Origin of the sequence: Exiguobacterium sp. s166, assembly GCF_018618855.1 — a bacterium.
Taxonomy (GTDB): Bacteria; Bacillota; Bacilli; order Exiguobacteriales; family Exiguobacteriaceae; genus Exiguobacterium_A.
On the sequence record NZ_JACSMU010000004.1, the window covers coordinates 104,099 to 128,657 of the forward strand.

The window sequence follows — 24,559 nt, forward strand, 5'->3', positions numbered from 1 at the left end:
TTCGATATTCATTTTACTTTTCCTTTTAATCCCCAAAAAAAATCTGCTGATGAAAAAATCATCAGCAGAATCATGAATCATATGCTTATTTACGACGGACCAACACAGATTTTGAAGCTGTTTCTTTTAAAGAAGCATGTTCCGGGAAGTCTTCTAAAGGAGTACTTTCCCAAATGATTTCGTATGTTTGACGTAATTTTTTAAATGCTTGATCGACCATCTTCATGAAGCGGGCTTGGTCAAATAAAGAACAGTCTGTCGTGATCAGCAATAAACCGCCACGATGGGTCATGTGGATCGTTTGTTGAATCAAAGCGGGTAAGTCGACCTCAGCCCGGAAATGACGAGCCTGTGTTTTGACAAGAATCGGCGGATGAACGATGACGAAATCAAAGCGTGTTTTTTTGTCGGCTTGATCGATATAGTCAAAAGCATCTTGCACAAGAATGGTCTGTGTTGCGGGATCGAGTTGATGCAATTCCAATTGTTCGATGGTCTTGTTACGGCTTCGTGTTGAAAAATCAACGCTTGTCGTCTCGGTTGCACCACCGAGCAGGGCAGCCGCTGTTAACGTACCGGTGTCAGAAAACAGATTCAGGACACGCCGGTCTGCAGCATGTTCTTTGACGACGGAACGGAGTTCACGCTGCTGAATATCAAGACCGGTGCGCATGCCGGCATCGAGATGATACAGCAGAGGGATTCCGTTTTCCTGCAAGACTTCCGGGAAATCACCGCGTTCACCGGCTAAGAAATCGTCACCTTTGACCGGTTGTCCATCAATCTGGAAAGCCCGTTTTTCATAAATGCTCTTAAAATGGATAAGTGATTCGAGCGCCGATACGATATCGGCTTTAAACGAGTAGATACCTTCGTTTTCAAACGTAATCAGATAATGGTGATCAAAACAATCGATCGTCAGACCGCCGATTCCGTCTCCTGAACCGTTGAACACACGGAACGTATCAATTAAATCATTCTCAAAAAAATCATTTCGACGATCGAGGGCAGCCTCGATTTTTTCTTTGAAGAAGGTTTCGTCGATGTCTTGCAGTTCATCAGTCGTCAGTAACCAACCGATCCCTTTTTCCTGCTTGCCAAAATAACCGGTTGCAAGGTATTCTTTATCTTCTGTTGTCAACCGGAGCAAGGCACCGGCTTCTTTAAGATGGTTGGTTTTTTGGAACAGTTCTTTATACAGAAGCGGTTGTCCGTCTTTAATTTGTTCAAGGGCTGTCGTTTTAACGACAACCGGATAAATTTCACGTGGCACACGATTTCCTCATTTCTAATTGTGGATAAGTAGTAAAAGTATAGCATATGGAAAGTTATCCACATGTGGATAATTTGAATAAAAAATGATTGAGGCAAATAGCTGTTGGTGTGGATAACTTTTGTAAAAAAAGAGTCACCTCTTTTCCATGCGCTTTCCTCAGGCGAGACATAAGCCAGAATGCTCAATTCCATGGAATCGAGCATCGGGTCTTATTTGTCTCTGACAGCGCAGATTCCTGCGCTTTTTCCTGTAGGAGTCGCATGAAAGAAGTGATCCTTTTTCATGAGTCGTAGTTTAGGATAAACATAAATGATTGACTAAAGAGAGGATGAATAGCATGTCAAAAAAGACAATTTCCGTTGTAGGTGCAGTAGTTACTAATTCAAAAAACGAAATTCTGTGTGCTCTTCGCAGTCCTGTCATGTCATTACCAAACTTATGGGAGTTTCCGGGCGGGAAAATCGAACTGGGTGAACGTCCGGAAGAGTCTCTCCGCCGCGAAATTCAGGAAGAGTTAAATTGTACGATTCAAGTAGGTAATCACATCGAAACGACACGACATGAATACGACAAAGTAATTGTTGAGTTATCGACTTTTCAATCAACGATTGTATCAGGTGAACCTCAAGCACTGGAACATGCCGAATTACGATGGGTACCCGTCAAACAGTTAGATTTTTTAGACTGGGCTCCGGCAGACATTCCAGCTGTTCAAAAAATCATGAAAGCTTTTTCCACGAAATAAATTCTTCGCTTGTTAGAGGTTCTTTTAAAATCCACTCCACATTAATCGGTTTTGATCCGTGACTGCTTTTGTGAATCAGTTCACCGAAGTACGTAAAGGGCAGGGAACGACCTTGCTCCTTTTCAGCTTTTCGAATAAAGAGATGAATTTTGATTCCGCGTGCTTCGTGGTGGCGGTAGAGTTCACCAGATTTTCCGGTTGCTGTAGCGATACTTTGCGATTGCCAGTGGAAATGGTCTTTATCAATAAAGTAGTCTTGATAATTCAACTGATCTTCAATCGATTCATTTTTGTGTAAATTCACGAATAATACATAATCGTCTCCGGCTTGTGCGACTCCTTCACGCCATGAACCTTCCTGGCTTGGAGATTGTAATAATCGTTGGATGACAGAACGACTGTATGTCATTCTCGAAATCAGCGATTGAGAGCTAGTCAACCAGTTTTCGCCTCCGGAAAGTTGCTCAAATGAGTGGAGGCCTGCCTGGATCAACTCCTGCAAATAGTCGACTAACTCTGGTGACGATGCTAAAACCCGGGTCATCTCTTCCGAGAAGGCATATTCACTAGTGGCAGATTCAACGAGCAAAATAATCCGATCGTGTTTTAAAGAAGTAGACCAGCGATTAAACAAATGCTGAATCAAAGGCAAACGATGTGTTAAGGCTTCCGCTGAAACGGCAAAACGGATTGCTGTCGATTGAATGACATCATCAGCTGAAATGGTTTGTTGGTTGAATAGTAATTGAATCATCAACAAGCTGAACGGTTCGCGGATCGGGAACCAACTTTCGATATGTTGAAGAACACGTCGTGTATCCGGATTAAGCAATAAAGCCACTTCTTCATCGGTCGCTACTTTTTCCAGTTGTTTTAATCGCAGGACACTTTTCCACTGCTGAATAATGGTTTCGATTGCCGGTGCGTCCGGATGCGTGACCAAATCGTTTAATGATGGTGTGTCGCCGATCATTGTCATAAGCCGCTGATAACTTTCGCGTAACTGTTTACTGGCTGAGAACTCGATTTTTTTCATTTGTTCAATGATGAAGGTCTCTGTCACACGATCCAAAATCGCCAAGGAACCTTCAGGCAAAATCGGGAAATGGTTTTGAACCGCATTGGCGACATGATAACGGTCGATGGAATGGAAAGATTGCTGACCGGATAAGACAAGTGGTGCGACAAAAGCGCGTTGGCTGTTGCCGATGAAGTCTAAAATCGTAACGTATTCTTTAGATTCATGTTTACGCAAACCGCGACCGAGTTGCTGGATAAAAATCGTCGGCGATTCCGTAGGACGTAAAAACAGCATGACGTTGATTTTAGGGATATCGACACCTTCATTGAAAAGATCAACGGTAAAGATAAACGATAGCGGATCCCGGTCATCTTCCAGCCGTTGAATGGCGTGTTCCCGTTCTGCTTCCGTTTGTTTACTTGTGATAGCCAGTGACTCGATTTGGTGCTTGTTAAACTCAGCAGCCATGTATTCGGCATGATCAATATTGACACAAAAGCCGAGACCGACTTGATTTGCGCCGCTGTGACCAAACTTAGTCATCATCTCAAGAATATACTCTGTTCGAGATGAACGTTCGAGTGCTTCCACTAAATCTTTTTCAATGTATAAACCGTTTTTTTGTGGAATGGCTTCATAATCAATCGCTTCATCATCTTGAATACCAAAGTAATGGAACGGTGTTAATAAGTCTTGGGCCAATGCATCGTACAATCGAATTTCGTATGCAATATTGTGGTCCACTAACTTAAAGATATTTAATCCGTCCATTCGTTCCGGTGTTGCTGTAATGCCGAGTAAAAATTGCGGTGTAAAGTAGTTGAGGATTTTTTGGTAAGACTCGGAAGCAGCATGGTGAAACTCATCGATGATGATGTAATCAAAAGTGTTTGGATCGAATTGTTCCAAATGAATTTCTTTTGAAAACGTTTGAATGGTCGCAAAGATAAATTGTTTATCAAGATCTTTTTGATTTGCTTGATAACGACCAAAAGTAGCATCGCCATCTGTGAAAATCTTTTTGAATGTTTCTTCAGCTTGAGATAACAGTTTTCCACGATGGGCAACGAATAGAACACGTTTGGCATCAAACTGTTTCACATCAAAGGCAGCCAAATAAGTTTTTCCTGTTCCCGTTGCTGCAATGACCATGGCTTTTGTTTGTTGCTTTAACCGTAAACGGTGTAATTGTTCCAAAGCCGGAAGCTGCATCTCATTTGGCTGAATTACTTCGTATTCAACAGGAGGCTCTGCAACGCGGTCATTGACGATAAACTGTTTGATTTTCGGAGCGTCTAAATGGTGTTGTTCATATTGATCTAAAATTGCTGAGGTGCAGGGAATGGCTTCGTTACTGTTCCAAAGATTATTAAACAGAGTTTGCGCTTGAGAAACTAAAGACGTGAGAGGAGAATGGGGAATTCGAACATTCCACTCCAGTCCGTTGGTTAAAGCAGACTTTGATAAATTGGATGAACCGATAATCGCACTATGTAAATTAGTTTCCCGCGTAAATAAATAAGCTTTTGGATGGAAAGCCTGATTTTTTTTGATCGGTTCGTAAATTTTAATCTCGATATTTTTAAACTGCATCAGGGTACGTAATGCTTTGGCTTCCGTAATGTTCATATAAAATGAAGTTAAGATACGAATCGGTTTATTGATCCGTTCCGCTTCTTGAAATGAAGGGACGAGTGTTTGAATTCCGGAATGGCGTGTAAAGCTGACCATCCAGTCGGCAGATTGGGCTGTTGATAATTCATCAATCAAGTGATGTAACAGTTTTTCCTGATTTTCCTGTCCCGGTGCAATTAAATCCCAAGCTCTTAATGATTTTTCATAATGTACAGGTGTCGCAGTAGAAGATATTAATTCACGATGCAAGGGCGTAGCCAAAAGCGGTTCATCTAATGCAGAGAGCCAACGGTTTGTGGTTTCAATCATTTCCCCGGTCAGTTGATTGTGTTGAAGTTCAACAATCGATTTATAGAAGAGTTCATTTAAGTGTGTTAGTAATTCGGCGGTATAATCTGCCGGTTGAATCGGAGAGCTTTTTTCAAAAGGATGAGATTCAGTATTTTGACTGCGTAATTTTTCTTGAAACGATGACATCTGATGACCTCCAATAAATTCCAAACTAAGTTCAGTATACGAAGGAACTGAAAATTGTGCAGCAAGAATCTAATCAAAAATAAAAGACCTCATTTCAATAAAGAAATGAAGTCGTACTGTATCAGCATACATCGAAAAGAATCCTCAGCCTTCCAACTCCACGACCGCCTCTAACGAAACCTTCACATTACCGGCCAGTGCGCGCGTAATCATACACGATCCTTCTGCTTTTTCAGCCAGACGGCGTGCTTTTATCAAGTTCGCTTCGGTGGTCTCTGCCGGCAGAATCAGTGTCGGGCGGTGAATGATCGCATCATACGTGAAGACACCATTCGTGACGTCAACGATTCCTTCCGATTCCATCGTCAGTGACACTTTCGGAATGTTGTTCCGTTCCAGCATGGCAGCAAGTGTAATGATGTAACAGGTTGCTGCTGCGCCAAGTAACATCTCGTCCGGATTGGTACCGACACCGGGACCGTCCATTGCGTCCGGAATTGAAATCTTGGTTTTTAATTCGCCGGTTTCGATTTGTCCGACGTCGTTGCGGTTGCCAGGCCAGTCTGCTGTCAGGTGAAAATGATGTTTCATATGAATCGCCTCCTGTTTCTTTATCATACGGACCTTGCCGAAGATTTTCGCTTAATCTGCTCAAAGCAACACCACGCCAAGTCCTCCTGGCGTGGTGTTTTGGTCTCAGCTGAAGATTTGATCGATTTGACGAATTTCGTCTTCCGTTAATTCGACATCGAGTGTCCGGATTGTATCCGTAACCTGTTCGGCCCGTTTCGCCCCCGGAATGATGGCATCGATGCCGTCCTGTGCCAAATACCAGGCGAGGACGATATGCGCGACTTCGGCATCTTTTGCTTCTGCAATCGGACGCAACAAGTCGACTTTTGCCAGATTATCTTTAAAGACATCCTCCTGGAACAGTGGATCGTTTTTCCGAAGATCATCAAATTTCGTTTCGGCATCGTATTTTCCGGCAAGCAGACCGGCAGCAAGCGGGAAGTACGGTACGAATGAAATGCCGTGTTCGCGGATGTACGGTAAAATCTCTTTTTCGGCATCGCGTTTAAAGAGATTGTATTCTCCTTGATAAACGTCGACGTGACCGTCTTTATTCGCTTCCTTTAATTGTTCGAGTGAGAAGTTCGAGACACCGATTGCCCGGATTTTACCTTCTGCTTTCAGCTCAGCAAGCGCTGCGACGGCTTCGTCTTTTGGTGTCGTCTCGTCTGGAAAATGAATGTAATACAGATCGATATAATCTGTCCGCAAACGTTTCAGACTGTCTTCGACCGCTTGTTTTAAAAAATCGGGTGAGTTGTTCATGACGACTTTTCCGTCAACTAGTTGGTGGGCTCCTTTTGTCGCGAGAATGACTTCTTCACGTTCCACGGTTTCACTCCACACTTCACCAACCAATTCTTCCGAACGTTCCGGACCATAAATATAGGCTGTATCGAGGAAATTAATGCCATTCATCAAAGCGACGCGGACAAGATCACGACCGGCCTGCTCATCGAGGTTCGGATAGAGGTTGTGTCCACCGACGGCATTCGTTCCAAGACCGATAGGGTTGACTGTTAAATTGGATTTTCCGAGTTTGACTGATTTGTTCATGACTGATGATTCCTCCTTAGACGATATCAAGTGCTTCTTTTTTAGTTGGTGCCGGGAATGCTTCATCGAGTGCTGTATATTCTTCGTCGGTTAACTCGACTAACGCGGCTTTCCCGTTTTCTTCCACGTGTTGTGCCTGCCCGGCTTTCGGGATGGCGATGACGTCACCGCTACGAATCGCCCAGGCCAGTAGAATTTGTGCCGGTTTGACGCCATGTTCTTCCGCAAGACGTTCGACGGTCGGATGATCCAGCAACTGCTCCCGTAAGCTGCCGCCTTCTGCGAGTGGGCAATAGGCCATGACCGGAATGCCGTGTTGTTTTAAGAGCGGCATCAATTCATACTCGATACCACGCGAACCGAGATGGTACAGCACCTGGTTGACGGCGCATTGATCGCCTTTATCAAGAGCGAGGAGTTCTTTCATATCTTTGACATCAAAGTTTGAGACACCCCACCGGCGGATTTTACCTTCTGCTTTTAATTGCTCGAGGCCGTCGACCGTTTCCTGAAGCGGGATGCTGCCGCGCCAGTGCAATAAATAAAGATCCAAGTAATCAGTACCAAGATTTTCAAGTGTCTGTTCACATGCTGCACGCAGTTTTTCGCCGCCGGCATTATGCGGGTAAACTTTTGAGACGAGGAACACTTCATCACGTCGTTCTTTCAGCACTTCTCGAATCAGCTTTTCAGAAGCGCCTTCTCCGTACATTTCAGCCGTATCAATCAATTCCATCCCGCTGTCGAGTCCGACATGCAAGGCTTCGATTTCAGCCTGACGCTTACTTTGGTCTTCTCCCATACGCCATGTCCCTTGGCCAAGTGCACGAACATGCGTCTGATCCGGAAGTGTTACGGTCTTTTGTTTCAGTGCCGCCAGTATGACGGTCCGTTCTGTCTCATTCATCTCAGTTCCTCCTTTAAAAAGCACAATAGTAGGGTTTACCACTGATGTGACAGAAAAAAACGTCTGCTTTCCAAATGAAAGGAAAGCAGACGCCATTACCAATGCTCGAGTAACGGTCCTTGTTGTCCATAAACAGGATCCGTCTCGGGACGTTCGACCTGGGCGATTCGCTTCAAGTTATCCGGGCGTTCACACGGATCACCGATCAAGGTGTCATAGTCTTGCCCATTTGGATAGGCACCAACGACTTGAAACTTACGGCTTATGTGTAAAGCCTTATGACCTGTACCGGCAGGAAGGATAACGACATCGCCGGCGGTTAACGTAAATGTTTTTCCGAGCGGTCCGCCTAATTGAATGCTCGCATGTCCTTCAAGAATGCCGATGACCTCGTGGGCGACGCTATGATAATGATGGAAATCAAAAATCCCATCGACCCAACTGTTCTGCCAGTTGTGCATATTAAAGGTCTCTTCGATGGAAGAGGGATCGTCAAAGACATGATGATAAATAAGTACAGGCAAATCAGGATTGTTGGGAATCTCACCATCATCATCGAAATAAAAAGTCTCGACGTTCATGAAATAAACTCCTTTCCAATGTCAAAATGATACATTTTTTTACCCTAAATATAACTGCTTTAATCTCTTAAGCATCTTAATGGAGAATGGGAAAGGAAGGTGCTACGATACTTGAGTTAATGAAATTTTAGAGGAGGCTTTCCAATGATCGCCATTGAAGCAAAATTAGAAGTACAACCAGCAAAACGTCAAGAGTTTTTAGAAGCTACTAAAACGTTGATTGAAGGATCACGCTTGGAAGCGGGCAATATCAGCTATGACCTGTTCCAAAGCACGGAAGATGAAAATGTCTTCATGATGATTGAGAAATGGGAAGATCAAGTAGCAATCGAAACGCACAACACAAGTGCCCATTTCGGTCAGTTCGTGGCATTTGCCCAAACAGCACTTGCGAAACCATTAGACGTTCAATCATTTAATGCGTGAGTAAGACTCGAAAAACCTGACTACGGTCGGGTTTTTTATTTTTCTTACAGTTTTAATATATTACAAAAAAATTAAATGATGAAATAGACTGTTATTTTTTCCATAAATAGGGCATTATCTCTTAAGAGAGTCAAAATTTAAAGGTAGGTCAGGAGGCAAATGGATGAATGAACGGAAACCACAGGCAGATGCTTCGGAGCGCTCCTTCTTCAAGATGCCTCACACGTACGCTATTATCATGGGGATTCTACTGATTGCGGTCATTTTGACGTATACATTACCGGCCGGTCAGTTTGACCGCGAAAAGCAGGACGGACAAACGGTCGTCATTGATGGGACGTATCGTGCGGTTGAATCTGCACCCGTCAATTTCTTCGGTTTGTTTGAAGCCATTCCAAAAGGGATGGAGGCAGGTGCCGCCATTATCTTTTACATCTTTTTGGTCGGTGGTGTGTTTGGAATCATCCGGCAAACAGGTGCGATTGAATCCGGCATCAATCAATTGATTAATCGGTTTGGTCAAAAAGGACATATCATGATCCCGATGACGATGTTCGTCTTTTCCGTTGCTGGTGCGACAATCGGAATGGCGGAAGAAACCATTATCTTCGTCCCAATTGGCATCATGTTGGCCCGTGCCCTTGGTTATGACGCGATGACGGGAGCGGCGATTGTCAGTCTCGGAGCCGCTGTCGGTTTTGCCGGAGGTATGCTGAATCCGTTTACGGTCGGAGTCGCGCAGTCGATTGCGGAAGTCCCGTTGTTCAGCGGACTCGGTTACCGGACGGCGGTCTATCTTGTCTTTTTAGTCGTGACGATTCTTTACGTCATGAACTATGCGCAGAAAGTCAAAAAAAATCCGGAACAGAGTCTCGTGCATGATCTTGAGAAACATCGGAAACAAGAAACGACAGCAACTTTTTCTCATTTCTCGAAAAAACATCTGTTTGTTTTAGTTGTGCTGATTGGCGGAATCACGCTGAACGTCATCGGCATCTTTGAGTGGGGCTGGTATTTGACGGAACTGACGGCATCGTTCCTGATCATAGGTCTACTTGCCGGTATCGTTACGATGGGCGTCAACCGGACATTCGAAAGTTTAATTGACGGAGCCAAGGCGGTCACATTCGGTGCCTTGATCGTCGGTTTTGCCCGGGCGATTGTTGTCATCCTAGAAGACGGACGGGTCATTGATACCGTGATTTACGGTTTGTCGAATGCCGTCGGTCAGTTACCGACTTCTTTAGCTGTCATTGGTATGTACATCGTCCAGTTGATTACGAACTTCTTTATTCCATCGGGAAGCGGACAGGCGGCGACAACGATGCCGATCATGGCGCCACTGGCTGATTTGCTCGGAATTGAGCGGCAAGTCGCGGTCCTCGCCTTTCAGTACGGCGATGGATTGACGAATATGATTTTCCCGACGAGTGCCCACTTAATGGCGTTCCTGGCGATTGCCGGTATTCCATATGAAAAATGGCTGCGGTTTGTCTGGAAACTGTTTGCGATCTGGATTGTCCTGGCGTGTGGTGCATTACTGCTCGCAGTAGTTCTCGGAATTCAATAATCAAACCCGACCTTTCGTTCGAAGTGAACGGAAGGTTTTTCATATGCAGGAAACGGGAATTCTTACGACGAACGGGTATGTATGATAATCGAGGGGGATTTTAGACAGATGACTTATTCAATCGTTGGGTATTGTGAAAAAGAGCAGGCGTGGGGTGTAGCGGTTCAGTCGAAATTTTTAGCGGTCGGCAGTGCCGTACCGTTTGCAAAAGCCGGTGTCGGAGCGATTGCGACCCAGTCGTTTGCAAACACGACATACGGTCCGGAAGGATTACGGATGATTGAAGAGGGAAAATCAGCCGACGAAGTCCTGAAACGTTTGACGGAAGCCGATGAAGGATGGGCCGATCGCCAAGTCGGAATCGTGGATGCGTCAGGTAAAAGTGCGACGTTCACGGGAGAAGGATGTAACGATTGGGCAGGCGGGATTGCCGGAAAACACTTCGCGGCACAAGGAAACATCCTTGTCGACAGCAATACGGTCAAAGAAATGGCGCGTGTGTTCGAGACGACGGAAGGTCCGCTGGCAGAACGGTTACTGCGGGCGCTTGCTGCCGGTCAAGCAGCGGGTGGAGATTCGCGGGGCATGCAGTCGGCCGCACTGTTAGTCGTTAAAGAAGGCGGCGGTTACGGCGGTTTTAATGACCGTTACATTGATTTACGGGTTGATGATCATGCAAGTCCGATTCAAGAACTGGAGCGGATTTATCAGTTGCATACACTGTATTTACAACCAAGCAAGCCGGAAGAAATCAAGCCGATTGATGATGCGCTCGAATCAGAGTTGATGGACAAGCTGCTTGAACTCGGATACCGTGGCTCATTCGCAGAAGCCTTCCGGACCTATCTGCATACTGAGAACTTCGAGATGCGGGAACAGCCGGACCGTTCGATTGATACCCGGGTCCTTGCATACCTACGGGCACAATGAAAATAAGGCTGTTTCGACTTTTGTCGAAGCAGCCTTATTTTAGTGGATTAGCCTGATGTAGCATGTGTCCGGACCGGTACTTTGTAGCCGGTCGCAATAAACCGTTCCAGTTCAGGTTCAGACTTAGCGTTCAGACCGACTGTCCCGTCCCCTTTGATGGCGACGTTCACCAAGCGGACATGTTCGATGTTCGGACCAATCGTAATACCGTGTTTGGCCGAATCTTCAATCCGGACATCGATTAATCGGACATCTTCGGCCCGGTTATCGCCCCCGAATATCTGAATATCCGTTTTGGCTTGTCGGAATCCGCTCATCTTGACCTGGCTCAGCGTGACATTCCGTGCTTTATATTGAATCCCGATCATCGGCTGTTCCTGATAATCATAATACGGATCACCGAGGACCGTGAAATCGTGAATGACAACATTTCGATAGGCAGAGACGATAAGAGCCCGTGGCTTCGAGTTTTGATACAGCGGCGTATATTGCGGTGTCTGGGCAATCAGTCGGGTCGCAATGATGTTGTATGCCGTTTGGGACGTCGGATCCGTCGCTTGATGATGACCGATATGACGGAAGTTAAATGACCGGTGATCATCGACAGACAGATGCCCGACGATTTTAACGGTCGATGCGGCGGATGATGTCGCGTGCGCCTTGATTTCAAGACCACCGAAGCAGCGGGTCGTCGCATTGTTAAATAACCAGACATCCCGGGAACCGTCATCGATCTCAATCCCGTTTGAGTTCGAGAAGCCGACCGCATGGGCACGACCGCTCGGGTCATGCATGAAACAGTTCGAGATGAACAGATGGTCACTGTGATGGGTCGTAATCCCGTCGTCACCAAATCCGGATCCGGTCAGACCGTCGAACCAGATGAACGAACTGCTGAGATTGGCCCGTGCCCCGTCGCCGTTATAGTTGTAGTACGGAGTTGAAATATCAAAGCAGTGTAATCCCGGATTCACCGCATCCACGTCAAAGACCCACCCGTACGTCACGTGCGCATAGGTCAAGCAACTGGAATGATTGCCCCACGTACTGCTTTTTTTGGCGTCACCGATCCGCTCGATGTTCCAATCCAGCGTCATCCGTTCGACGAGCAGATGATGATTGCCGAGTAAGTAGTTTTGATTCGTAATCAACCGGCGTCCTTTCGGTGCCGCGTCATGCAGTTTTAAAATCGTCTGTCCTTTTCCGTCCCCGGTCAAAATCGTATAACTCGGCAGGCGGATGCCGCGGACAAGATACGTGCCGGCCGGAACGTGGACTTGCCGGTGTCCGTCCGCGAGTGCTTCCTTAAAAGCGAGCGTATCGTCGGTCACGCCGTCACCAATCGCCCCATAGTCTTTGACATCGACTTTTTCGACGTTGCTGATCAATTGCTCGAATTCATACGTCAGCCGTCCGAACCAGCTGGGCCGGATTTCATCCTGTTCACTGACGAACGCTTTCGTCAACGGAAGGATGTGTTTATCCCGATCCGTCAAAAAGAGCGGTGAAATCAAGGACCGGAGATACCGGCTCGGATGAGGTGTGCGGCGCGGCGCGACGAATGAGCTGTCTTTCATCAATTGCTCCGCCCGGAAGACGGCCTCGCCGTTTGATTTTGTTTCGGTATATTCCGCGATCAGTTGCCCATTCTGATACGGATCATGTGTTTCATCTAATCTCAACATGTGGAAACCCCTCTCTAAAAATCACTCTTTTCCTTTTCCCATCCCTTTTAGGATTCAAGCTCTTTTCTTTAAAAAACAAAAAATTCCGATAATTAGGGTCGGATTCATATATAATGGATAAAAATGACATTAACGAGGTGAGGATATGCGCTTTCGAAGTCGATTGCTTATTTTGATAGGTGTGGTCATTTTAGGACTTGGCATCATAAAACCGTTGGCTGAGGCAGGGTACAGTGCTGTGCAAAAGGTCGAAGTGTTTCCGGGTGGCGGTCAGCCGAGTTGTGTAAGCAACTGTGAATCTGAACCGTTGACGTTTTGGTGGTCATACTTATTTAAGAAAAAAGAATTGCCGCCCGGACAAGTTAAATATGGATATGAGACGGATGAAAAAGGTGATGGTGGGGGTGAACCACGAAAAGAAAAATTCATTTCACTTGGATTTCATTCGTTTTCAAAAGGCGAAGGCAAAGAAGGCGAAAGTGGCTTTCCCTATCTATTGATCGCGATTAGTCTCGCCGGTTTGACCGGACTATTTCTGATTGTTCGGCGTTTCCGAAAACGAAAGAAATGGGACAATACTGAAAACGAGTTAGTACCACGTTCGGTTCGAATAAAAAAACGCCTGGAAGAAACGGAACCAAAAGACGAACTGCCGCCATTACCGGTCGAACAGGTCCGGCAACAGGTTGTCTTGTTTAACCGTCATCTTCCCCAAAAACTGAAGCGTCGCGAAACCGAGTCATTCCGGGAATGGTTTGCACGGATCGGTTTTCAACCATCCCCTGAGTTGCGACAGCTGTATGAGGCGGTCCGCTATGATCCAAATCAATCGTCTGATGTGACGAAGACGGTGCTGACAGACATCGAACAGGACTTTTCCGATTATCTCGGACGATTCAAATGAAACCTTTTCGGACGGACAGGCGTACAGGTTAAAAGAACGTTATCAGGAAACGGGGGATTGAAGAGATGTATTTAGCAGATGCCGTGAAATTAAAAAGTATCTTACGGAAACAACTCGAACAGCTGGTCGAGGAAGTGGACCGGATTGCGTTTGTTGATCTTGAAAAAGGTGAGGCTTTACCGACCGCTCAGGAACGGACGCTACTGGATGTCGAGTCAGCGATGGATGAAGTCCGGCGGGATATGCGGACACTCGATCGGTTAGTCTATGCGGCAAATTTATCGACGATGATCGAGACGACGGAAGGTGAAATGCCGCTCGTCGAAGCGATTGAACTGGCAACGCAACTCCGGGCAAAGGCAACACAATTCCAAGAACTTGCTGCTCGTCCGAAACGCGAATTCCAATACGGATTTGAAGGAACGACCGTCATTCGGCATTCCCTGTACGATCCGGATGCGTACCGGATTAAAGCGCAGGAAATCGAGCGGTCAGCGCACCGGATCTCGAATGCGATCAATGCTGCCAATTACCGGACGGAGATTGATTTTGACGGTACACGTTATATGTAAGCCTTGATCAGGTGAGACTCCTGATCAAGGACGGCGCTTCTGACACAAACCTCTTCCAATCGGGAATCTCGACGGCCACGGCACACCAATGACCCATGACCGATGACATGTTTACCTGTCACCCGTGACTACCTGCGGAAAACCAGTTTCTTTTCGTCAGACGCCAAAAACCGCGAATGCTTCGGCATCGCGGTTTTTTCATGGGAATCGGACAAGAACAGGTATGCCGGGGACAGTGTTCGGGTATAGCTTACTGGAAGTCATTCATGGAAGGGGACTTAGATATGAAAGATACATTTAAAGCATTTGTTATTCGGGAACAGGATGGGGAATTTACAGGAACACTGGAAACGAAGCACATTGCCGACTTGCCCGAAGGAGATGTCTTGATCCGCGTCGACTATTCCTGCATCAATTATAAGGATGCACTGTCGGTTACGGGCAACCGGGGAGTGACGAAAGAATATCCGCATATACCGGGAGTGGATGCAGCAGGACATGTCGTCACGTCAACTGATCCGCGGTTTCAAGAAGGGGAAGCGGTTGTCGTCAACGGTTTTGATTTCGGGATGAATACGTCCGGTGGTTTTCAAGAATACATACGTGTTCCGGGGGACTGGATCACACCATTGCCGGACGGATTCACGACCTTTGAAGCAATGGCTTACGGTACAGCAGGATTAACGGCCGCTCAATCCATCGACGAACTTTTGCAACGGGTCAAGCCGGAGGACGGACCGGTTCTCGTGACCGGTGCAACAGGTGGTGTCGGTAGTATTGTGGTCGCACTCCTTCTGAATTTGGGGTTCGTCGTCCATGCAGTCACCGGCAAAGCGGCGGAAGCTGATCGTTTGAAACGAGAAGGCGTGGCAGAAGTCTTATCCCGGCAATCGTTTTTGGATGAGACGACTCGTCCGTTGAAAAAAGGTACGTATGCCGGCATCATCGATACGGTCGGAGGACCGTTGCTTGCCTCCGTCATTCGGTATGTTCAATACGGTGGACTGGTTACGACATGCGGGAATGTCGGAGGAGCTGAGATGACGTTGACGGTGTATCCGTTTATCTTGCGAGGGGTTCGGTTGATCGGGATTGATGCTGTTCAACTTCCGATTGCTGAACGGGTGCGTCTGTGGCATCAACTGGCGAATGACTGGAAACTGCCGATTCGGGAGTGGGTCGATACAAAAAGCCTGAGTGAGATTTCAAACGTCGTCGCGTCACTTCTTGACGGAACCCATCAAGGCAGAACTGTCATCGAAATTTAACCACTGCCGGCACAGCATTCGGTGGTATAGTGATTAAAAAAGTGTCTAGGTCAATTCAGGAGGAACAATAGATGAGTCAAAATGAACAACAGAAAGAACAAGAACGGTTATCCCGGAAAGAACGCCGGAAGCAAAAGCGGAATCGCCGGAGCGTTGCGTTGGGCGGTATTTTGGCGACTGTCCTGATTGTCGGCGGATGGGGTTATATGGTGTCGACGAATGATGCCAGCCAAGCGACGTCGACCGTCGAGTCACCGAAAACGACCGGAGGCGAACAAGAGAAAGAAGCGAAAGATACGAAAAAATCAGCGTCGGCTGAGCAAAAGAAAAAAGAGAAGAAAGCCAAGAAAAAGACAGATAAACCAGAAATCAGCCAAGCTGCATGGGTCACACGTCCTTTTGCGGATGTCTATCAGGATGCCAATCGGAGTAGCGTTATCTATAAAGCTGATTTAGGGGATGTCTATGAAATTTTAGATGCGGAGAACGGGATGGTTCACTTGAAATTGAGTGATGCTATCGAAGGTTATATTCCGGAAACAGATGTCCGGATGGATGTTCCGTCGTCCGTCAAAGACAAGACATTGCTTGAGACATTATCACAAGTCGTTGCCAATCAACCGATCGAGAAGCCGGAACAATACCTCGGGCAGCCGCTCGAAAAATTCGAAGCGAAGTACGGTAAGCTCGGGAATACGCAAAAAGATGCCGTCAACACGTATCACTTCTCAAATGCGGGTTATCTGCTTGTCGTATCCGACGGAATCATCGAAGCGATCGACTGGACCAATGCATCAGCCTCCGGTCTGTCGGCTTTAGGGGAACCTGTCGTTGAAACGAGTTACGGTACATGGTACCAGGGTGAGAAATTACAATTGAAAGCTTTCCCGGACAATGGATCAACGCGACTTCGTCTCGCGCGTGACCCAGGGAAATAAACCGGAACGGTCTGTCTTTGACAGATCGTTTTTTTTCGTAAAAAAAACCTCCCGAGTCATGGACTCAGGAGGTCGAAAATCCTTGGGAGGAAGTTTTCTTAGTAGACGCCGACAGCATCAAATGATTTCGCTGCTGCTGTTGCTTCTGCACTTGTTGAACCGTAAAGGTCTTTCGCTGATTGAACGACTGCTGCGCGGAGCGAGCTGAAGTTCGAGTTCGGAGTCAAGTAAACGCTGAGGGCACGGTAGTAGATTGCGCCGAGTTTCGGTACGCCGACACCAGTGACTGTGACACCAGTGTGTGTTCCACCGTTACCGAGAAGGTAAGCGGCTTTGTTGACGATACCTGAGTTCGTGTGGACACCACCGTTATCCTGTGTACCTGTGTAGCGTTTTGAGTAGTGGTCCGGATCGCCGTAAGCAGCCGGGTTAGACATCGAACGGAGTGCGTCGCCGCTGACACCAGGTGTATAGATGTCTTCTCCTACGAGCCAATCAAAGTTCGATCCGACTGAGTACTCAGCAACTGTTCCCATGATATCGGAAACGGCTTCGTTGATAGCACCCGATTCATTTTGGTAGACGAGTCCAGCTGTGTATTCTGTGACGGCATGCGTCAATTCGTGGGCAACGACGTCAAGTGCACCAGAGAGGTATGTGAATGTTGAACCGTCTCCATCACCATAGACCATCTTCGTTCCATCCCAGAACGCATTGTTGTAGCTTGTTGAGTAGTGGACAGAAGAGTTCAATACAGCACCTGCGTTGTCATAACTGTTGCGGCCGTATGTGTTTTTGTAGAAATCATACGTTTTCACTGCGTTAACTTGTGCGCTTACAGCGGCACGGTCGTAGGTTGTATTGAATTGGTTATCGAGATCCGCCCAAAGCGAACCTGGAAGTGTGTTACGGTTTTTCGCATCGTACGTGTAGATTCCTTTACCGCGTGTTGAATCCTGCAGGTAATAGTAAGAACCGCTCTTCACCGTGTTGAAGGTTGCAGTTGTTCCGAGAACTGTCGTACCTGTACCGACTGAAGTCGTTCCGGTTACTGTGTTGACTGATTTTGCGTGAGCGAGTTGATCGTATTTATTAAGAACTTTACCTGAATTCGCATCGATGAAGTAAGTCCAGCGTGATGGCTCTTTGCCGGCGAGGACAGTTGATGTGACCTTGTAAGCATAGACCGCATCGTCTTTGACTGGATAGATGACGAGTTCTGCTTTAGGAGCCACTTCGAATTCTGTTGCTTTGATGGCTTTTTGATAAAGTTTAAGTGCTTTTTTCTCAGAAAGTGATGCTTTTTTAGCGAGACCAGGTTTGTCTTTAACGTTGATAGCATCATTTACGACTGCTTTCAAAGTACCGTCTTTCGCAACATTTCCGACGACGACACTACCAAAGACAGGGACGCCATCCACTTCTTGTTGGAGACGTACGATCTGTGAAGATCCGTCTTTTTCGACATTCTGGACAGAGAAGTCACCTTTTTTGTTGACGTACTCTTTAACGATTGATGCAGCTGGTTCTGATGAAGCTTTCGTCAGTTTACCAGTTTGAAGACCTTCTGCTCCGACGACTGTAGGAACGACAAGTACACTTGCGACAAGCGATGTAGCGAGAAACTTTTTCAAAATAAATCGCCTCCTTGTTTGGGTTGAGTCTAACTATGCCAAAGAAAAGGAAAAGCGAGAATAAGGCGTTCGTATTAATTAGAATTTTCTGAATATAGTACTTAATACCCTGACTAAATAGTTAAGTGACATAAAAAAAGATAAGAGAACATAAAAAAACCGCTTAAGATAGCGGTTTTAAAGGATACGTTGATAGAGATGATGTGTATTGTCACGTGTCTCGTCAATTTTAAAATTCAGCGGATCCAGTGTAATACCTTGCTTCTGCGCAAAGCGCTGCATCTTCTCAAACGATTTCCAAATCTCAATGTCAGGCCCTTCATGTTTCCAAAAAATATAACGGGCCGGAGGAATGTGATGTCCTTTCATCCCTTTAGGAATATGCTCAAGCGATTCTACCGGAAGACCGATACACTGCATATGTTTTGTCCCGCGTTGTCCAAGTGACAAATCAAGTGGATAACTTCCCGGTTCAGCGGGAATTTCATGCGAGCGTCGTGAAAATTCACGCCACAGTTCCGGCATAAGTGCATGTAATTCATTTTCTTCGCATGTCAAACCAAGTCCGACAACATATAATTCGTGACGATCGACAATTTTAGGGTGCATAAGAAACTCCTTTCATGAAAATCAAGAGGCGCTGATAACAGGAGGTCTCTTCAAATCAAGAAACAGTTGTGTAAAGGAAGCATCCCATTGTGTCCCGCTGCCTTCTTCCAAAATGGCGAGTGCTTTTGCAACGGGCATTCCTTTCCGGTAAGGGCGATCGGATGTCATCGCGTCATAGGCATCAGCAATCGCCATGATCCGTCCGAAGACAGGAATCGATTCTCCCGCCAAACCTTCTGGATAACCTTTCCCATCGTAACGCTCGTGATGGTACTTTACCCCGGGAAGAATCGGTTGTAACTTCTCCGGGAGATGAACTTGCGATAAAATATGCACGCCGATGACGGGGTGTTGTTTGATTTTGTCGAACTCGTCATCGGTCAAGCGTCCTTCCTTCAATAACACATCATCCCGGATTCCGATTTTTCCAATGTCATGTAAAAGGGCGGATTTACGCAACAGCTCGACTGAATCATCGGTCAAGCCGGCAGCGCGGGCAATCTCAACCGAATATTCCGCGACGCGTAATGAGTGTCCGGCGGTATACGGATCCCGGGCATCAAGTGTCGCAGCAAACAAGGTAAACAAACTGTCGAGCAACTGTTCGTTTTCCTGATCGCGGCCTTGGATACCTTCGACCATCAAGTTGAAGCCGCCGACTAATTGAGAGAATTCATCGGAAAAAGGATTGTTGATCGTGTTCAACTGACCCGATTCAATCTGGGCAACTCCTTCTTGCAAAGCCAGGATCGGTTTTTGAATATTTTCATATAGAAGCAAACTGCAAAATGTCGCAAGACAAAGGATGACGATTAAGATTAAGGTCGACCAACTCCAGTAGGAGCGCAGGCTCTCGTTCTCTGTCAACTGGACGGCAGAAGCGAGAACGAACAATAAAATCGGGAAGACACCAATGATCAGTGTACTGATTAACATTTTTTGCCGGAGGCTGATGAAGTCCTTTTTGGTCAAGATAAGCTCACCATGACCATATTGTTGCGATTGAACCGTTAATTCTGCCAACATGGATTCCGTGACACGATACGTTAAGAAAAATTCGATTAAAGCATGCAAGATGGCAACGAGAATGGCACCAAAGCAAGCAAGACCGATCAGATAATACGGCATTTCGAGCCAGTTGAAATGAATGGCGAGTGCCGTTAAGGAAGAAGACGGAATCGATAATCCAAGGAAATGAGGTCCGAGAATACGTTTAATGGTCAGTAACGGAAAACGGTGAGTCGTCCGAAAAGCAGCAGTAAGTTGTGCTTGGCTCGGAGTCGATGTCTGAAAGAATTGATAGAGCGGACGCATATGTTTTCGATAGATCGTATATTCGAAGCTAAACATTAAAACAACAGAGAGAAACATGATTGTCAGCAAAATTACACGTTCTCGTGCATCGAATGTCAACGTTTCGAAAATAAATAGACAGCCGACACCGAACACAGCGACAAAGGATCCAATCAAGTAATTCTTCAAAAGTTGTCGTTCGAATTTTTGGAGAGGTGTCATGAGTTGCCTCCTTTTGAATTAAGTCATGTATGTAGCGTATCGCGATACGTAACCGACAATCTGTTCTCTTTTAAAAAATGAGGGGAACGATTGATGAACGGTTTATTATTAATATCGGTCAATTTCCGTAAAAATGAACTAAATTCCAAAAATAGGTATAGTTACAAAGTACTAATTGTTCTAAAAGTAATTGATTAAGCAACTAAAACAATATATGATTTGAATATTCAGAAAAGTTATCTCGGTCATGCTTTTCACTACTACATAGGGGGTCAGTTCACGTGGGAAAAAAGAAACAGCTTAGCTTAGCCGTCTTATCCGGAATCACGGCAGCCGCATTTGCCGTTGGTCCAGTTTTACCTGGTGGGAAGGTAAAATCTGTTGAAGCTGCTGAAAAAGCAGTAGCCGGTGCACCGATGGATTTAAACACGGTTGATCAGGAACGTCTATTGAAAGTGCTTGAAAAACGTGGGGTCGTCTCAAAAGCTGCATCTGCAGCAGAAAAACAAAAAGCCGTTCAAAAGTATCTTGATAAAAAGGCGAACGGGAAACCGGAAGCCGATCATGATCATGAGACGGAAAAAGAAGCGAAATTTGATCAAAAAACAAAGGATTTCTTGACGAAACAAAAAGATCAACTGGCGAAACAACTCGCTAAAAATCACAATAACTACAAAAAAGGTAAAAAAGATGGGTTTGTCAAAGTCGATAAAGCCAAACAAGCAGCTTACAACGGTGCTACCCGGACAGACAAAGTACTCGTCTTACTTGTCGAATACAGCGACTTTAAGCATAACAATGTCGTCCAAGAACCGGGATACATGTATTCGAAGGACTTTAACCAAAAACATTATCAAGACTTGATGTTCGGAGATAAAGAATTCGAGCTGTTCAACGGCGATAAGGTCAAGACGTTCAAACAATATTATGAAGAACAATCCGGTGGCAGCTACTCAGTCGATGGGAAAGTATCGAACTGGTTAACAGTACCGGGTACGGCAAAAGATTATGGTTCAGACAATCCGAAAGGCGGCAATGATAACCTTCCGGGCGCAAAAGGACCACGCGGTCTTGTTAAAGATTCATTGAATGCAGCGGTAAAATCCGGCATTAACCTGGCAGAGTATGATCAATTTGATCAGTACGATTTAGATGGTGACGGCAACCAGAATGAGCCGGACGGTCTCGTCGATCACCTGATGATTCTTCATGCCGGAACAGGACAAGAAGCAGGCGGCGGAACGCTCGGCGACGACGCAATCTGGTCGCACCGTTGGACACTCGATGGAGTTTATCCTGTTGCGAATACAACTTCAAATTCTACAAACTGGGGCGGCAAGATGGCAGCCTTCGATTATACGGTTCAACCGGAAGACGGTGCAGTCGGCGTCTTCGCTCACGAATTCGGACACGATCTTGGACTTCCGGATGAGTATGATACACAGTATACAGGTCAAGGTGAGCCGGTTGCTTCATGGTCGATCATGAGTGGCGGTAGCTGGAACGGTAAAATTGCCGGAGCAGAACCGACAAGCTTCTCACCACAAAATAAAGAGTTCTTCCAAACTGTCATGGGCGGAAACTGGGCAAACATCCAAAACGTTGATTTCGATTCACTTTCAAAAGCAGGAACGGCTTCGTACCTCGATCAAAGTGTCACGAAATCAAAAAATCCTGGAATCATTAAAGTCAACTTACCGAAAAAGCCGGTTAAAGGAATCGCTCCAGCTTTCGGTAAAAAATACTACTACAGCACAAAAGGAAATGATCTCCACACGTCAATGACGTCACCAGAGTTTGATTTGACGGCTGCGACATCTGCGAAGTTTGACTACAAAGCATACTTCGATGTCGAATACAATTATGACTTCTTGAAAGTCACAGCAACAGCTGACGGTGTCTCGAAAGAGATTGATGTCATCGGTAACGATGATACGGACGGTGATCAACGTGCCGAATCTTCAAAAGGTGCATGGGTCGACAAATCATATGACCTCAGCGAATTTGCCGGTAAAAAGGTTACATTGACGTTCGACTACACAGGGGATGCCGGTCTTGCCCTCGATGGTTTTGCGCTTGATAACGCAAAACTGACAGTCGACGGAAAAGTCGTCTTTGAAGACGATGCAGAAGGTACTCCGAAATTTAAATTGGACGGTTTCGTGGCTTCGGATGGTTTCAGCTACGCGGACAACGCATACTACCTCGAATGGCGGAACTATGCAGGCTCAGATAAAGCACTTGAGCATGCACGTGGCGTGAAATACAACACGGGTCTCGTCGTTTGGTATGCCGATAGCAGCTTCACAGACAACTGGGTTGGCGTTCACCCGGGTGAAGGATTCCTCGGTGTCGTCGATTCGCATCCAAAAGCAATCGTTGGAACACTCAAAGGACAACCAGTCGTCACAGGAAGCACACGTTACCAAATCGCGGATGCGGCTTTCAGCTTCGACAAAGCACCAGCATGGCTCATCGACTCGCCATCACGTGGTCTTTACGATTACAAAGGACTTTCTGGCGTAACGAAGTTTGATGATTCTAAATCGTATATCGATCAATTGATTCCGGATGCAGGAAAACTGCTCCCGAACAACGGTCTTAAAGTACAAGTCATCGGTGAAGCGAAAGATAACTCTGCTGGAGCAGTCTGGATCCACCGTTAAGAAAAAGGAGCAGGTTCGGAGCAATCCGAATCTGCTTTTTTTTAGTTCGAAAAGTGGAATCAATTGGTAAATTATTGGTCAGACAACTTGACTTTTAAAGCGCAATCATTTTATACTGACGTTAGCTTAATATTGTTATTGTCACTACTGATTCACATTGCGTCACGAACAATCTTTTCGTCGCTCCATGTATTTCGGGACAATAATGAATTTCTTTCATATGCGTGGCATATGTATTAAGTAATTTATTTTTGGAGGTTGTTCCCATGAACACAGGTAAAGTAAAATGGTTTAACGCAGAAAAAGGTTTCGGTTTCATCGAAGTTGAAGGCGGAGAAGACGTATTCGTACATTTCTCAGCAATCACTGGTGAAGGTTTCAAATCACTTGACGAAGGTCAAGAAGTTGAATTCGAAATCACTGAAGGCGCACGTGGAGCACAAGCTGCTAACGTCGTAAAACTTTAATCTTAACTTTTCAATCGTCCTTTTTCGAAAGGGCGATTTTTTTAATGAGTTAATATCTTGAATTCAAGATATATATGCGCTATACTGACGGTACAAACTATTCATTCAGAAAAGGACGTGGCAAACATGGAATTACTTGGTATTCATCACGTATCGATTTTAACGGGAATGGCGGAACGGAACTATCAATTCTATACACAGGTTCTTGGGATGCGTCTGATCAAAAAGACGGTCAATCAGGACGATACGACATCGTATCATCTGTTTTATGGAGATGCAGAAGGGAATCCGGGAACGGATCTGACTTTTTTTGATATTCCCCATTTAGGGACCGGTGTACCCGGTGCGTCAAGCATCTCGTCGACATCACTCCGGGTCAAAATAACAGCATCCCTTCAGTTTTGGGCAGAGCGCTTTACGCAACAAGGCGTCGATCATGATTCGATTGTCGAACGGGCGGGGCGTCAGACGCTGGCGTTTCGTGATCAAGAAGGAACCCGGTTGATTCTTGTCGCAGAAGACGGGGAACAAGGTGTTGCAGGAGGCGTGCCGTGGAAACACGATGAAATTCCGGCTGAACATGCAATCGTCGGCTTAGGTGCCGTGACGCTGACCGTCAATGATCCGGAACCGACCGCTCTTGTCTTAACCGAAGTTCTTGGCTTTAAGAAAATCGGCAGTTATCCATCGCTGGCCGGTGATTTTGCGGAGATTGACGTCTACTCGACGGGACAAGGTGGAATCGGGGCAGAAGTTCATCTCGAAGCTCGCCCGGATCTCGACCGGGAACGGCTCGGCCGTGGCGGCGTCCACCATGTAGCGTTCCGTGTACCGAACAGTGAAGAGTATGACTTATGGGTGAAACGATTGAAAGAATACCGTCTGCCAAACTCAGGGAAAGTCGACCGTCACTATTTCCAGGCGCTCTATTTCCGCGAACCGAATCATATTTTGTTTGAATTATCGACGGATACACCGGGATTTGCAACGGATGAATCAGTCGAAACCCTCGGTGAGACATTAGCTCTGCCGCCATTTCTCGAACCGCAACGGGAGCAAATCGAAGCCCGTCTCCGCCCACTCGAAATCTGACAATCCTGTGAC

General features: G+C 46.1%; 21 protein-coding genes. 11 read left to right on the forward strand and 10 right to left on the reverse strand.

The genetic code is table 11. The features are described from left to right. Positions 1-85: 85 nt before the first annotated feature. Positions 86-1,273, reverse strand: coding sequence for a class I SAM-dependent rRNA methyltransferase (locus KNP93_RS10685; protein ID WP_214855246.1), 1,188 nt, complete (start codon positions 1,271-1,273; stop codon positions 86-88). A gap of 340 nt (positions 1,274-1,613) precedes the next feature. On the opposite strand from KNP93_RS10685, the gene KNP93_RS10690 reads away from it, so the two are divergent. Further along, positions 1,614-2,021, forward strand: a complete 408-nt coding sequence (locus KNP93_RS10690; RefSeq protein ID WP_214855248.1) for a (deoxy)nucleoside triphosphate pyrophosphohydrolase — start codon at positions 1,614-1,616, stop codon at positions 2,019-2,021. Here the strand turns inward: KNP93_RS10690 and KNP93_RS10695 are convergent. From KNP93_RS10695 to KNP93_RS10715, 5 genes are all read right to left on the reverse strand, one after another. Further along, complete coding sequence (locus tag KNP93_RS10695) at positions 1,996-5,154, reverse strand: DUF3427 domain-containing protein (RefSeq protein ID WP_131503556.1); 3,159 nt, start codon at positions 5,152-5,154, stop codon at positions 1,996-1,998. The two genes, KNP93_RS10690 and KNP93_RS10695, sit on opposite strands and share 26 nt — an antisense overlap. Before the next feature lie 144 nt (positions 5,155-5,298). After that, positions 5,299-5,745, reverse strand: a complete 447-nt coding sequence (locus KNP93_RS10700) for an OsmC family protein (RefSeq protein WP_131973525.1) — start codon at positions 5,743-5,745, stop codon at positions 5,299-5,301. A gap of 105 nt (positions 5,746-5,850) precedes the next feature. Beyond that, a complete protein-coding gene (locus tag KNP93_RS10705; protein ID WP_131503554.1) occupies positions 5,851-6,783 on the reverse strand; it encodes an aldo/keto reductase in 933 nt (310 codons plus the stop codon). A gap of 16 nt (positions 6,784-6,799) precedes the next feature. Further along, entirely contained in the window at positions 6,800-7,690 is an 891-nt protein-coding gene (locus tag KNP93_RS10710; protein WP_251138786.1) for an aldo/keto reductase, read from the reverse strand. Positions 7,691-7,785: 95 nt separating this feature from the next. Continuing rightward, entirely contained in the window at positions 7,786-8,271 is a 486-nt protein-coding gene (locus tag KNP93_RS10715) for a cupin domain-containing protein (protein ID WP_214855250.1), read from the reverse strand. A gap of 144 nt (positions 8,272-8,415) precedes the next feature. Between KNP93_RS10715 and KNP93_RS10720 the strand changes: the two genes are divergently transcribed. The 3 genes from KNP93_RS10720 (at position 8,416) to KNP93_RS10730 (ending at position 11,197) form a co-directional block, all read left to right on the forward strand. Beyond that, positions 8,416-8,697 carry a putative quinol monooxygenase gene (locus tag KNP93_RS10720; RefSeq protein WP_214855253.1) on the forward strand — a complete coding sequence of 94 codons (282 nt, stop codon included), beginning with the start codon at positions 8,416-8,418 and terminating at the stop codon, positions 8,695-8,697. Positions 8,698-8,860: 163 nt separating this feature from the next. Further along, on the forward strand, positions 8,861-10,267 hold the full coding sequence (locus KNP93_RS10725) for a YfcC family protein (protein ID WP_131503550.1): 1,407 nt from the start codon (positions 8,861-8,863) through the stop codon (positions 10,265-10,267). A gap of 108 nt (positions 10,268-10,375) precedes the next feature. Beyond that, the gene (locus tag KNP93_RS10730) at positions 10,376-11,197 is read left to right on the forward strand and encodes a DUF1028 domain-containing protein (RefSeq protein ID WP_214855256.1); all 822 of its coding nucleotides are present in this window, start codon (positions 10,376-10,378) and stop codon (positions 11,195-11,197) included. 47 nt (positions 11,198-11,244) lie between these two features. On the opposite strand, the gene KNP93_RS10735 is transcribed toward KNP93_RS10730, so the two are convergent. Beyond that, entirely contained in the window at positions 11,245-12,882 is a 1,638-nt protein-coding gene (locus KNP93_RS10735; protein ID WP_214855259.1) for a glycoside hydrolase family 55 protein, read from the reverse strand. A gap of 145 nt (positions 12,883-13,027) precedes the next feature. On the opposite strand from KNP93_RS10735, the gene KNP93_RS10740 reads away from it, so the two are divergent. From KNP93_RS10740 to KNP93_RS10755, 4 genes are all read left to right on the forward strand, one after another. Next, positions 13,028-13,786, forward strand: coding sequence for a hypothetical protein (locus tag KNP93_RS10740; protein ID WP_214855262.1), 759 nt, complete (start codon positions 13,028-13,030; stop codon positions 13,784-13,786). Positions 13,787-13,851: 65 nt separating this feature from the next. After that, entirely contained in the window at positions 13,852-14,358 is a 507-nt protein-coding gene (locus tag KNP93_RS10745) for a hypothetical protein (protein WP_131503546.1), read from the forward strand. 284 nt (positions 14,359-14,642) lie between these two features. Next, positions 14,643-15,626 (forward strand): YhdH/YhfP family quinone oxidoreductase, encoded by a 984-nt coding sequence (locus KNP93_RS10750; protein WP_214855265.1) that lies wholly within the window; start codon positions 14,643-14,645, stop codon positions 15,624-15,626. A 71-nt stretch (positions 15,627-15,697) separates the two neighbouring features. After that, positions 15,698-16,564, forward strand: a complete 867-nt coding sequence (locus KNP93_RS10755) for a hypothetical protein (RefSeq protein WP_214855268.1) — start codon at positions 15,698-15,700, stop codon at positions 16,562-16,564. Positions 16,565-16,662: 98 nt separating this feature from the next. Here the strand turns inward: KNP93_RS10755 and KNP93_RS10760 are convergent, their stop codons facing one another. The 3 genes from KNP93_RS10760 to KNP93_RS10770 form a co-directional block, all read right to left on the reverse strand. Beyond that, complete coding sequence (locus KNP93_RS10760) at positions 16,663-18,198, reverse strand: M4 family metallopeptidase (protein ID WP_214855271.1); 1,536 nt, start codon at positions 18,196-18,198, stop codon at positions 16,663-16,665. 177 nt (positions 18,199-18,375) lie between these two features. Continuing rightward, positions 18,376-18,807 (reverse strand): GyrI-like domain-containing protein, encoded by a 432-nt coding sequence (locus KNP93_RS10765; protein ID WP_214855274.1) that lies wholly within the window; start codon positions 18,805-18,807, stop codon positions 18,376-18,378. A gap of 21 nt (positions 18,808-18,828) precedes the next feature. Then, on the reverse strand, positions 18,829-20,322 hold the full coding sequence (locus KNP93_RS10770) for an HD domain-containing phosphohydrolase (RefSeq protein WP_131503541.1): 1,494 nt from the start codon (positions 20,320-20,322) through the stop codon (positions 18,829-18,831). Between the two features lie 281 nt (positions 20,323-20,603). Between KNP93_RS10770 and KNP93_RS10775 the strand changes: the two genes are divergently transcribed. From KNP93_RS10775 to KNP93_RS10785, 3 genes are all read left to right on the forward strand, one after another. Continuing rightward, positions 20,604-22,988 (forward strand): immune inhibitor A domain-containing protein, encoded by a 2,385-nt coding sequence (locus KNP93_RS10775; RefSeq protein WP_214855277.1) that lies wholly within the window; start codon positions 20,604-20,606, stop codon positions 22,986-22,988. Positions 22,989-23,254: 266 nt separating this feature from the next. Then, the gene (locus KNP93_RS10780; RefSeq protein WP_012371797.1) at positions 23,255-23,455 is read left to right on the forward strand and encodes a cold-shock protein; all 201 of its coding nucleotides are present in this window, start codon (positions 23,255-23,257) and stop codon (positions 23,453-23,455) included. Positions 23,456-23,581: 126 nt separating this feature from the next. Then, the gene (locus KNP93_RS10785) at positions 23,582-24,547 is read left to right on the forward strand and encodes a ring-cleaving dioxygenase (protein ID WP_214855280.1); all 966 of its coding nucleotides are present in this window, start codon (positions 23,582-23,584) and stop codon (positions 24,545-24,547) included. The last annotated feature ends 12 nt before the right edge of the window (positions 24,548-24,559 follow it).

Excerpts from the sequence above, each read along its gene's own strand:
- KNP93_RS10690 (WP_214855248.1), top strand. The coding sequence starts at position 1,614 with ATGTCAAAAAAGACAATTTCCGTTGTAGGTGCAGTAGTTACTAATTCA.
- KNP93_RS10695 (WP_131503556.1), bottom strand. The coding sequence starts at position 5,154 with ATGTCATCGTTTCAAGAAAAATTACGCAGTCAAAATACTGAATCTCAT.
- KNP93_RS10700 (WP_131973525.1), bottom strand. The coding sequence starts at position 5,745 with ATGAAACATCATTTTCACCTGACAGCAGACTGGCCTGGCAACCGCAAC.
- KNP93_RS10705 (WP_131503554.1), bottom strand. The coding sequence starts at position 6,783 with ATGAACAAATCAGTCAAACTCGGAAAATCCAATTTAACAGTCAACCCT.
- KNP93_RS10710 (WP_251138786.1), bottom strand. The coding sequence starts at position 7,690 with ATGAATGAGACAGAACGGACCGTCATACTGGCGGCACTGAAACAAAAG.
- KNP93_RS10715 (WP_214855250.1), bottom strand. The coding sequence starts at position 8,271 with ATGAACGTCGAGACTTTTTATTTCGATGATGATGGTGAGATTCCCAAC.
- KNP93_RS10720 (WP_214855253.1), top strand. The coding sequence starts at position 8,416 with ATGATCGCCATTGAAGCAAAATTAGAAGTACAACCAGCAAAACGTCAA.
- KNP93_RS10725 (WP_131503550.1), top strand. The coding sequence starts at position 8,861 with ATGAATGAACGGAAACCACAGGCAGATGCTTCGGAGCGCTCCTTCTTC.
- KNP93_RS10730 (WP_214855256.1), top strand. The coding sequence starts at position 10,376 with ATGACTTATTCAATCGTTGGGTATTGTGAAAAAGAGCAGGCGTGGGGT.
- KNP93_RS10735 (WP_214855259.1), bottom strand. The coding sequence starts at position 12,882 with ATGTTGAGATTAGATGAAACACATGATCCGTATCAGAATGGGCAACTG.
- KNP93_RS10740 (WP_214855262.1), top strand. The coding sequence starts at position 13,028 with ATGCGCTTTCGAAGTCGATTGCTTATTTTGATAGGTGTGGTCATTTTA.
- KNP93_RS10745 (WP_131503546.1), top strand. The coding sequence starts at position 13,852 with ATGTATTTAGCAGATGCCGTGAAATTAAAAAGTATCTTACGGAAACAA.
- KNP93_RS10750 (WP_214855265.1), top strand. The coding sequence starts at position 14,643 with ATGAAAGATACATTTAAAGCATTTGTTATTCGGGAACAGGATGGGGAA.
- KNP93_RS10755 (WP_214855268.1), top strand. The coding sequence starts at position 15,698 with ATGAGTCAAAATGAACAACAGAAAGAACAAGAACGGTTATCCCGGAAA.
- KNP93_RS10765 (WP_214855274.1), bottom strand. The coding sequence starts at position 18,807 with ATGCACCCTAAAATTGTCGATCGTCACGAATTATATGTTGTCGGACTT.
- KNP93_RS10770 (WP_131503541.1), bottom strand. The coding sequence starts at position 20,322 with ATGACACCTCTCCAAAAATTCGAACGACAACTTTTGAAGAATTACTTG.
- KNP93_RS10780 (WP_012371797.1), top strand. The coding sequence starts at position 23,255 with ATGAACACAGGTAAAGTAAAATGGTTTAACGCAGAAAAAGGTTTCGGT.
- KNP93_RS10785 (WP_214855280.1), top strand. The coding sequence starts at position 23,582 with ATGGAATTACTTGGTATTCATCACGTATCGATTTTAACGGGAATGGCG.